This window comes from Roseateles sp. P5_E4, assembly GCF_054049255.1.
In genome coordinates this window covers 1-9,388 of record NZ_JBFUMS010000029.1, presented here as the reverse complement: position 1 = coordinate 9,388, position 9,388 = coordinate 1, and the positions used below count along the sequence as shown (strand labels likewise).

Sequence of the window (9,388 nt, the reverse complement as noted above, 5' to 3'; positions counted from 1 at the left end):
GTACGGCTTCCTCGTCCGCTACGGCCTGGAGAAGGAAGTCAAGGTCAACATCGAGGCCAACCACGCCACGCTGTCGGGCCACAGCTTCGAGCACGAGATCGCCACGGCCGGCGCCTTGGGCATCCTGGGCAGCCTGGACATGAACCGCGGTGATCCGCAGCTGGGCTGGGACACCGACCAGTTCCCCAACAACGTGCCGGAGACGGCCGTGGCGCTGTACCACGTCATCCAGGCCGGCGGCCTGGGCTCGGGCGGGTTGAACTTCGACGCCAAGGTGCGCCGCCAGTCGATCGACGCCGAGGACCTGTTCCACGGCCACATCGGCGGCATGGACGTGTGCGCGCAGGCGCTGCTGATCGCCGAGAAGATGGTCAACGACGGTCGCCTGAAGGCCGCCGTGGACAGCCGCTACGCCGGCTGGGACGCGCCCGCCGGGCAGGACATCCTCAACGGCCGGCGTTCGCTGACCGAGCTCGCCGACCAGGTGCTCGCCGCCAACACCGACGTGGCGCCCGTCTCCGGCCGCCAGGAAGTCTTCGAGAATCTCGTCAACCGCTTTTGCGGCTGAACGCCTCGCTGGGCGTTGGAGAAACCCTTATCACTCGCCCAGCGCATCTTTCGCTGAGCAAATGACCGCCCCCCAAACACACACGGAGACATCATGCGTCGCACCACTTTTCTCGCACTGAGCGCTTTGTTGACGCTCGCACCCTGCGCACCGCTGCTGGCACAGGGCAAGGGCACCGTTGGCATCTCGATGCCGACCAAGGGTTCACAGCGCTGGATCGCCGACGGCGACAACATGGTCAAGAGCTTCAAGGCGCTCGGCTACCAGGTCGACCTGCAATATGCCGATGACGAGATCCCCAACCAACTCGCCCAGCTCGAGAACATGGTCACCAAGGGCGTCAAGGCCCTGGTCATCGCCTCCATCGACGGGTCCACGCTGTCCGGCGTGCTGCAGAAGGCCGCCGAGAAGGGCGTCAAGGTCGTCGCCTATGACCGCCTGATCCGCGGATCCAAGAACGTCGACTACTACACCACCTTCGACAACTTCCAGGTCGGCGTGCTGCAGGCCGAGTCCATCGTCAACCGGCTCGGCCTGAAGCAGGGCAAGGGGCCCTTCAACCTGGAGGTGTTCGCGGGCTCGCCCGACGACAACAATTCGGGCTTCTTCTACGACGGCGCCATGAGCGTGCTCAAGCCCTACCTGGACAGCGGCAAGCTCGTCGTGCGCAGCAAGCAGCTGGGTGCGATGAAGGTCGGCATCCTGCGCTGGGACACCGCCACCGCCCAGGCGCGCATGGACAACCTGATGTCGGCCTTCTACGGCAAGGAGAAGCTGCATGCCGTCCTGTCCCCCGCGGACATCCTGTCGATCGGCATCATTTCTTCCTTGAAAGGCGTCGGCTACGGCAGCGCGAGCCAGCCCATGCCGGTCATCACCGGGCAGGACGCCGACCTGCCGTCGGTCAAGGCCATCCTGAGGGGTGACCAGGCTTCCACCGTCTTCAAGGACACCCGCCAGCTGGCCAAGGTCACGGCCGACCTCGTCGATGCGGTGCTCAGCGGCCGCGCGCCGCAGGTGAACGACACCAAGACCTACAACAACGGCACCAAGGTCGTGCCGTCCTATCTGCTCAAGCCTGTTGCAGTCGACGCCACGAACTGGAAGCCCGTGCTCGTGGACAGCGGCTATTACAAGGAAAGCCAGCTGAAATGAACCTGCCCCTCGTCCAACCTCGCGTCGCTGAACGCGAGCAAGTCTGGTCGGTCCCCCGCGGGGACGGCGATGCTTGCGGCGTCGAGCCGCAAGAACATCGCCAGTGCGGGCCGGCTAGGGAGCGGCCCGGCGCTCGTCCCGCTGTGTACTCAACGGGCAACTGAAATGGAAACCGCAGGCAATCAGCCGAGCGCGCTGCTGGAGATGCGCGGAATCGGCAAGAAGTTCCATGGCGTGGTCGCCCTGAAGCATGTCGACCTGGCCGTCCAGCGTGGGCAAATCCACGCCGTGGTCGGCGAGAACGGCGCCGGCAAGTCCACGCTGATGAAGATCCTCTCGGGTGTCTACCCGCACCCGGACTACGAAGGCGAGATCCGGTTCGGCGGCCAGCCGCAGCGCTTCTCCGGCATACGCCAGAGCGAAGCGCTCGGCATCGTCATCATCCACCAGGAGTTGGCGCTGATTCCGCAGCTCTCCATCGCCGAGAACCTCTTCCTCGGCCACGAGCGCGCCCAGCGCGGCGTGATCGACTGGACGCGCACGCACGAGCAGGCCGTCGAGCTGCTCCGCCAGGTCGGGCTTCAGGAGTCACCGAATACGCTGGTGGGGGACATCGGCGTCGGCAAGCAGCAGCTCGTGGAGATTGCCAAAGCGCTCGCGAAGGACGTGAAGCTGCTGATCCTCGACGAGCCCACAGCCAGCCTCAACGAGGATGACAGCGCCGCGCTGCTTGAATTGCTGAAACGGCTACGCGGCCGCGGCGTCAGCTGTGTGCTGATCTCCCACAAGCTCAACGAGATTGCCGAAGTGGCCGACGCCGTCACGGTGCTGCGCGATGGCTCGACCATCACCACGATGGACTGCAGCGCCGCGCCGCCGTCGGAGGCGGCCATCGTTCGCGCCATGGTGGGGCGCGACATGCAGGACCGCTATCCGAAGCGGCAGCCCAACCCGGGTGAAGTCCTGTTCGAGCTGCGCGACTGGTGGGTCGAGCACCCGCTTCACGTGGGCCGCGAAGCCATCAAGGGCGTCAATCTGAATGTTCGCCGCGGCGAGATCGTCGGCATCGCGGGCCTGATGGGTGCAGGACGAACCGAGCTCGCGATGAGCGTGTTCGGCCGCTCCTGGGGGCGCCGCATCCGCGGCTCCGCCTGGATGGATGGGCAGGAGGTCGACGTCTCGACCGTCCGGCGGGCCATCAAGTCAGGGCTGGCCTACGTCACCGAGGACCGCAAGGCCCTGGGGCTGGTGCTGCAGGAAAGCATTGCCCGCAACACCAGCCTGTGCCGGCTGGAAGGCGTCTCTCGCTTCGGCGTCATCGACGAGGCGCAGGAGAGCATGGTGGCAAATGACTTCCGGCAGCGGCTGGCCACCCGCTGCGCCAACGTCCAGCAGGCCGTCGGCGACCTGTCCGGCGGCAACCAGCAGAAGGTGGTGCTGGCCAAGTGGCTGTTCACCGACCCCCAGCTGCTCATCCTCGACGAACCCACCCGCGGCATCGACGTCGGCGCCAAGTTCGAGATCTACAGCCTGATTGCGAGCCTGGCCGCCCAGGGTCGGGCAATCCTGATGATTTCGTCGGAGCTGCCCGAGCTGCTGGGCCTGTGCGACCGCCTTTACATGATGAACGAGGGCGAACTGGTGGCTGAAATGCCGGCTGCCGGCGCCACCCAGGAAACCGTCATGCACGCCCTCTTGGGCACCCATTGAAACCCATCCTCATGTCTTCCTCTTCCCTGCGCAATTTCCTGGCATCGCACCTGCGCGACTACGGCATGCTGCTGTCGCTGGTCTGCATCATGGGGTTCTTCCAGGTGCTCACCGACGGCACGCTGCTGCAGCCGTTGAACCTGACCAACCTGTTCCTCCAGAACAGCTACATCGTGGTCATGGCCCTCGGGATGCTGCTCGTGATCGTCGCGGGCCACATCGACCTGTCGGTCGGGTCCATCTGCGGCTTCATCGGCGCCCTGGCAGCCATTCTGATGGTCGAGCAGGGTTGGCCCGTGCTGCCGGCCGCAGCCGTGTGCCTGGTCGCCGGCGCCCTCATTGGCTGCCTGCAGGGGTGGTTCGTCGCCTACCTGAAGATCCCCTCGTTCATCGTCACCCTCGCGGGCATGCTGGTGTTCAAGGGGCTGGCACTTGCCCTGCTCGGCGGCCAGTCCATCGGCCCCTTCCCGGAATCCTTCCAGCTCCTCAGCAGCGGCTTCCTGCCCGACTGGCCGGCGGGCGAGGAGCGTCATCTCAGCTCCCTCGTCATCGGCTTCGGCCTGGTGGCATGGCTGGCCTGGCGGGAGCTGGCCACGCGCCGCAAGGCCGCAGCGCTGGGCGCGGCGTCCGAGCCTGCGGCGCTCTTCGGCCTGCGGCTGCTGACCCAGTCGGCCGCACTGGCCGGGCTGGTCTGGTTGCTGGCCTCGTACAAGGGCCTGCCCAATGTGCTGCTGCTGATGGGCATCCTGATCGCCGCCTACGTCTTTGTGACCCGGCGCACGACGCTCGGCCGGCGCATCTACGCCCTCGGCGGCAACGAACGTGCCGCCCGGCTGTCCGGCGTCCCTACCGAGAAGCTGACGTTGCTGTGCTTCGCCAACATGGGCGTCATGGCGGCACTCGCAGGCCTGGTTTTCGCGGCCCGCCTCAACACGGCCACGCCCAAGGCAGGCCTGGGCTTCGAGCTCGACGTGATCGCTGCCTGCTTCATCGGCGGGGCCTCGGCGTCAGGCGGCGTCGGCAAGGTGCTCGGCGCGGTGATCGGCGCCTTCATCATGGGGGTGATGAACAACGGCATGTCCATCCTCGGCGTGGGCATCGAATGGCAGCAGGTCATCAAGGGCGTCGTGCTGCTGGCTGCCGTGGTTTTCGACGTGTACAACCGCCGAAAAGGTGGGTGACGTCCCGGCCGCTGGTCGATGACCGGCGCCAGTTACCCCCGCGGTGTCCGCTGCGGGCTGGCACATCCCAGCGGAGGGCATCAGGCGGCGCCGGTGCCCTCGCCGACCCAGCGGCCCAGAGAGGCCAGCAGATGAGAGCACATGGCTGCAGCTGCCGCCTGCGGGTTGCGGGCTTCCAGCGCGCGATAGATCGCCTCGTGCTCCGCGAGTGCGGCCTGCCAGGTGTGCGTGGACTCGGCCTGGCCGCTCATGCGTGACGCGATGGGGCTGTGCCGGCCGTCGAAGAGCGTTCCCACCACGCCGACCAGGACGGAGTTGCCAGCCATCTCGGCAATGCTCAGATGAAAGCGCCGGTCCGACTCGACCGGCTTGCGGCCGCTGGCATGGTCCTCACGCATCGCGTTCAATGCGTCCTCGACGCGTTGCAAGGATGCCTTGCTCACCCGCGCTGCCGCGAGCGTGATGATCGCGCTCTCCAGCACGACACGCGCCTGCGCCAACTCGGCAGGGCTTTCGCCCAGCGATGAGGTTGCGACTTCGCCATTCATGGGCGGCGCGCTGACGTACACACCCGAACCGCCGCGGATCTCCACGCGGCCGTCGATCTCCAGCGCGATCAGCGCCTCGCGCAGCGACGGCCGCGAAACGCCGAGTTGCAGCGCCAATTCCCGCTCCGCTGGAAGCCGCCCCCCCGTGGAGATTCCCTCCGCGTCGATCAGCGCACGGATCTTGTCGGCGACCAGCTGATATTGCCGACGCACTTCGCCGACGCGGTGTTGGTTGGGCATTGGAACCAGCGCTCGTTGTTAATTGGACAGACCAAATGGTATCGCAATCAATCTCGCGCGCCGCACCGCTCATCGCCGACACCAGTGAAACGATATTGGGGAATACACCGGTAAGACCAATCCAATCATGTATGGCAAAGTGGCTTGACCAAATTGGTTTGACCAGCCATCGTGCCAAAGTGACGAACCGAGGGCAATGACAGCGTTGCCAACACGGAGGACGCTCGAAGCGCCAAGGCAGGAAGGCGGACCGTTGGACAGGGAAGAGCAAGCCGGGCCGCAGAGCCCCCGAGAGCAACCACCAGAGACAAGATGAACACGCACCGATCAAAACGGACGCCGACGAAGTGGTCGACTCCATCGTCGCCGAAGACATCGGCAAGCTGCCCGACAAGGCGATCGGTGAAATGCTGCAGCGGCTCGCTGACATGAGCGTCGATCGCACGATGTCCAGCGTCAGGTCGCTCAACGTCATCGTCGGCAGCCGTTGAAGTCCCTTCCTTGCGAATGAGCATGAACAGCACCCCCACGTCCCGCCGCCGGTTCGTCACCTCGGCCGCGCTGCTGCCGATGCTCAGTGCCCTGCCCCACTGGGTGCAGGCCGGCGCGGCCGGCATCGGCGCCGATGCACTCAGCCTGTGGTACGACCAACCCGCCGGCCCGTGGATCGAGGCCCTGCCGGTCGGCAACGGGCGCCTGGGCACGATGGTCTTTGGGCGCCCGGCCCAGGAGCGGCTGCAGTTCAACATCGACACGCTGCACGGCGGCGGGCCCTACGTCCAGGACAACCCGAAGTTTCGCGAGGCCCTGCCGCAAGTGCGCGCCCTCATCGACCAGGAACGCTGGAAGGAGGCCAACGAGCTCGTCTCCGAGGCGCTGATGGGCAAGCCCATCAAGCAGATGCCCTTCGGCGCCGCCGGCGACCTGCTGCTCGACTTCCCCGGCGTGAAGGCCGCAGCGCGCTATCGGCGCAGCCTGGATCTCGACAGCGCCATCGCCACCACCAGCTTCATCGACGGCAGCGGCCGCCACCGGCGCGAGACCTTCTGCAGCGTGCCGGAGCAGGTGACGGTGATCCGGCTGGAGATCGAAGGCGACGGCACGATCGACCTGGACCTCGGCTATCGCCATCCCGACTACCAGCCCTATGGCGGCTTCGGCGACACCAAGTACGACAAGGATGGCGTCGTCTTCGTCGGCGCGCCGTGGGACCACCGTGAATCTCTCTTTGCAGAGAAGCGGCCCGGGTCGCTGGCCGTCCGCGCCGACGGCAGCGACGCGCTGCTGATCGAGGGCCGCAATGTGCAGGCCTTCGGCATCCCCGGCCAGCTGCGCTATGCGCTGCGCGTGCAGGCAGTGGGCGATGGCCGCATCGAGGCCAGCGGCGACCGGCTGCGCGTGCGCGGCGCGCGCCAGCTGACGCTGCTTGTCTCCGGCGAGACCAGCTATGTGAACTGGCAGGACACCAGCGGCGACCCCGTGGCCGCCGTGCGCCAGCACACCGCCGCTGCCGCGCGCAAGCCGTTCACCAAGCTGCGCGACGACCATCTCAAGGCCCACCGCGCCTTGTTCCGCCGCCTGCACATCGACCTCGGCGGCCACGAGGCCAATGCCCGCTCCACCGACGCCCGCATCAAGGGCGTGCCCCGGCAGCCCGACGCCGCGCTCGCCGCGATGTACGTCCAGTACGCGCGCTACCTGCTGCTGTCGTCCTCGCGCCCGGGCAGCCAGCCGGCCAACCTGCAGGGTGTGTGGAACGAAGTGCTGCACCCGCCCTGGGAAGGCAAGTACACGATCAACATCAACACCGAGATGAACTACTGGCCCGCCGGGCCGGCGAACCTGGGCGAGTGTGTCGAGCCGCTGCTGAAGATGGTGGAGGACCTCGCCGTCACCGGCGCGCGCACGGCCCGCAACAGCTACGGCGCGCGCGGCTGGGTCGCGCACCACAACACCGACCTCTGGCGCGCCACCGCGCCCATCGATGGCCCGCTGTGGGGCATGTGGCCCACGGGCGGCGCGTGGCTGTGCACGACGCTGTGGCAGCACTACCAGTACAACCCGAACCCGGCCGTGTTGCGCCGGCTGCTGCCGCTGTTCAAGGGCGCCTCGCTGTTCTTCCTCGACACGCTGGTCGAAGACCCCAAGGGGCGCGGCCTCGTCACGTCGCCCTCGCAGTCGCCGGAGAACAACCACCATACCGACATCGCACTGTGCGCCGGGCCGGCAATGGACCGCCAGATCCTGCGCGACCTGTTCGACGCGGCCATTGCGGCACAGGCCCAGCTTGGCGAGGACGACCCGGCATTCACTGCTGCCGTCCGCAAGGCGCGAGCCCGCCTGCCGGCTGATCGCATCGGCGCGCAGGGCCAACTGCAGGAATGGCTGGAGGACTGGGATGCGTCGGCCACCGACCAACAGCACCGCCATGTCTCGCACCTGTACGCCGTCTACCCCAGCGAGCAAATCAACGTGCGCGACACACCCGCGCTGGCTCAGGCCGCCCGCAAGACGCTGAACACCCGCGGCGACGAAAGCACCGGCTGGGCCACCGCCTGGCGGCTGGCGCTGTGGACGCGCCTGGGCGACGGCGAGCGGGCCTACAAGGTCCTGCAAGGGCTGCTGGGACCGGCGCGCACCTACCCCAACATGTTCGATGCGCATCCGCCCTTCCAGATCGACGGCAACTTCGGCGGTGCTGCTGCCATCCTGGAGATGATCGTGCAGTCCTGGGGCGGCGAGGTGCATCTGCTGGCCGCCCTGCCCAAGGCCTGGCCAGCAGGCGCCTTGCACGGCGTGCGTGCGCATGGCGCCCTGACGCTGGACGTGGACTGGAAGGACGGGCGACTCAGCCGCCTGCAGCTGCGTGGACCGGCGCTCGCCAAGGTCGCGCTGCGCTACCGCGGCCAGCACCTCCAACTCCGGCTGGACAGCCAAGGCCGCGCCCGCGTCAGCGCGGCCGACTTCCAACCCCGGATCGTTCGCACGACAACGCAATGAAAACACTCGCCACTGTGTCATCGGGATGTAGGCCCACGTGTTGAGCCAAGTCCTACATACCGCTCGTGTCCGGAGGAGACAACCGGCCGAGCACTTTCAACCTTGAAAGGAAGAACATGAAAACTTTGATACCCGCACTGCTGCTCGCCTTCGGGGCGAGCGCAGCCCCGCTAGCGCTGGCGCAGAGCTGCGGCAGCGGCGGCGGCGCCACCGTCTGCCTGACGGCCACCGGCACGGCCAGCAACGTCCAGCTGGGTTGGACCGTCAGTGGCACCGTCACGTCGCTGGAGATCTTCCGCGACACCGACGCCGACCCCAACGGCCGCACCCGCATCGCCGTGCCGGGCAGCAGCGCCAGGAGCTACACCGACGCCTCGGGCAACATCGGCACGCGCTACTGGTACTGGGTCAAGTTCACGACCAACGGCGGCAGCTACAACTCCGGCTCGGCCAACGCCACGCTTGGCGCCGCCTGCAAGCCGACGGCCATCACACCCTACATCAACGCCAACGGTGCGTGGACGCAAACGGCATCGGCCACCATCAAGACCGGCGCCTCGGCCATCCTAGGCCCGCAGCCGACATCCGGCGGCATGTGGAGCTGGAGCGGCTGCGGCACCGCCGGTGCAGCACGCGAGCAGACCATCCAGCCGCCCGCGGCCTGCACGGCCACCGCCACTTACACCAACAGCTGCGGCGCCAAGACCCAGCAGACGTTCTCCATCAAGGTGGGAACCTGGACGAGCGCGAAGTGGGGCGGCGGCGGCTACGTCACGGGCCTGGTCTTCCACCCGACCACCGCCAACCTGCTGTACGCGCGCACCGACATCGGTGGCGCCTACCGCTGGAACCAGCCCACGTCGTCCTGGGTGCCCATCACCGACGGCCTGGGCTTCGGTGGCGGCGAGGCCAGTTTCCACGGCGTCGAGAGCATCGCCGTCGATCCGAACAACGATCAGCGCGTCTACATGGGCGCCGGCATGTAC

6 protein-coding genes and 2 pseudogenes are annotated in these 9,388 nt (G+C 67.2%); 7 read left to right on the top strand and 1 reads right to left on the bottom strand.

Annotated features, from left to right (window positions below; all coding sequences use genetic code 11):
* The 4 genes and pseudogenes from ACXJLH_RS29210 to mmsB all read left to right on the top strand — a co-directional run.
* Positions 1 to 568, top strand: a pseudogene (locus ACXJLH_RS29210) (xylose isomerase); the annotation flags it as partial.
* Positions 569 to 661: 93 nt separating this feature from the next.
* Positions 662 to 1,723, top strand: coding sequence for a multiple monosaccharide ABC transporter substrate-binding protein (chvE, locus tag ACXJLH_RS29205; RefSeq protein WP_056194679.1), 1,062 nt, complete (start codon positions 662 to 664; stop codon positions 1,721 to 1,723).
* A 165-nt stretch (positions 1,724 to 1,888) separates the two neighbouring features.
* Positions 1,889 to 3,433, top strand: coding sequence for a multiple monosaccharide ABC transporter ATP-binding protein (mmsA, locus tag ACXJLH_RS29200; protein WP_457447972.1), 1,545 nt, complete (start codon positions 1,889 to 1,891; stop codon positions 3,431 to 3,433).
* An 11-nt stretch (positions 3,434 to 3,444) separates the two neighbouring features.
* Positions 3,445 to 4,614, top strand: coding sequence for a multiple monosaccharide ABC transporter permease (gene mmsB / locus ACXJLH_RS29195; RefSeq protein ID WP_457447970.1), 1,170 nt, complete (start codon positions 3,445 to 3,447; stop codon positions 4,612 to 4,614).
* 80 nt (positions 4,615 to 4,694) lie between these two features.
* Here mmsB and ACXJLH_RS29190 read toward each other — a convergent pair whose 3' ends face one another.
* Entirely contained in the window at positions 4,695 to 5,402 is a 708-nt protein-coding gene (locus ACXJLH_RS29190; RefSeq protein WP_457447968.1) for a FadR/GntR family transcriptional regulator, read from the bottom strand.
* Positions 5,403 to 5,749: 347 nt separating this feature from the next.
* Here ACXJLH_RS29190 and ACXJLH_RS29185 point away from each other — a divergent pair, with 347 nt between their 5' ends.
* From ACXJLH_RS29185 to ACXJLH_RS29175, 3 genes and pseudogenes are all read left to right on the top strand, one after another.
* Positions 5,750 to 5,893: a hypothetical protein gene (locus ACXJLH_RS29185; RefSeq protein ID WP_457447966.1), complete on the top strand. Its 144-nt coding sequence runs from the start codon at positions 5,750 to 5,752 to the stop codon at positions 5,891 to 5,893.
* A gap of 22 nt (positions 5,894 to 5,915) precedes the next feature.
* Complete coding sequence (locus ACXJLH_RS29180; RefSeq protein WP_457447964.1) at positions 5,916 to 8,402, top strand: glycoside hydrolase family 95 protein; 2,487 nt, start codon at positions 5,916 to 5,918, stop codon at positions 8,400 to 8,402.
* Positions 8,403 to 8,518: 116 nt separating this feature from the next.
* Positions 8,519 to 9,388, top strand: a pseudogene (locus tag ACXJLH_RS29175) (hypothetical protein); the annotation flags it as partial.

What these genes read in the sequence shown, in the direction of transcription:
- mmsA (WP_457447972.1), top strand. Translation starts at nt 1,889, where the DNA reads ATGGAAACCGCAGGCAATCAGCCGAGCGCGCTGCTGGAGATGCGCGGA.
- mmsB (WP_457447970.1), top strand. Translation starts at nt 3,445, where the DNA reads ATGTCTTCCTCTTCCCTGCGCAATTTCCTGGCATCGCACCTGCGCGAC.
- chvE (WP_056194679.1), top strand. Translation starts at nt 662, where the DNA reads ATGCGTCGCACCACTTTTCTCGCACTGAGCGCTTTGTTGACGCTCGCA.
- ACXJLH_RS29190 (WP_457447968.1), bottom strand. Translation starts at nt 5,402, where the DNA reads ATGCCCAACCAACACCGCGTCGGCGAAGTGCGTCGGCAATATCAGCTG.
- ACXJLH_RS29180 (WP_457447964.1), top strand. Translation starts at nt 5,916, where the DNA reads ATGAACAGCACCCCCACGTCCCGCCGCCGGTTCGTCACCTCGGCCGCG.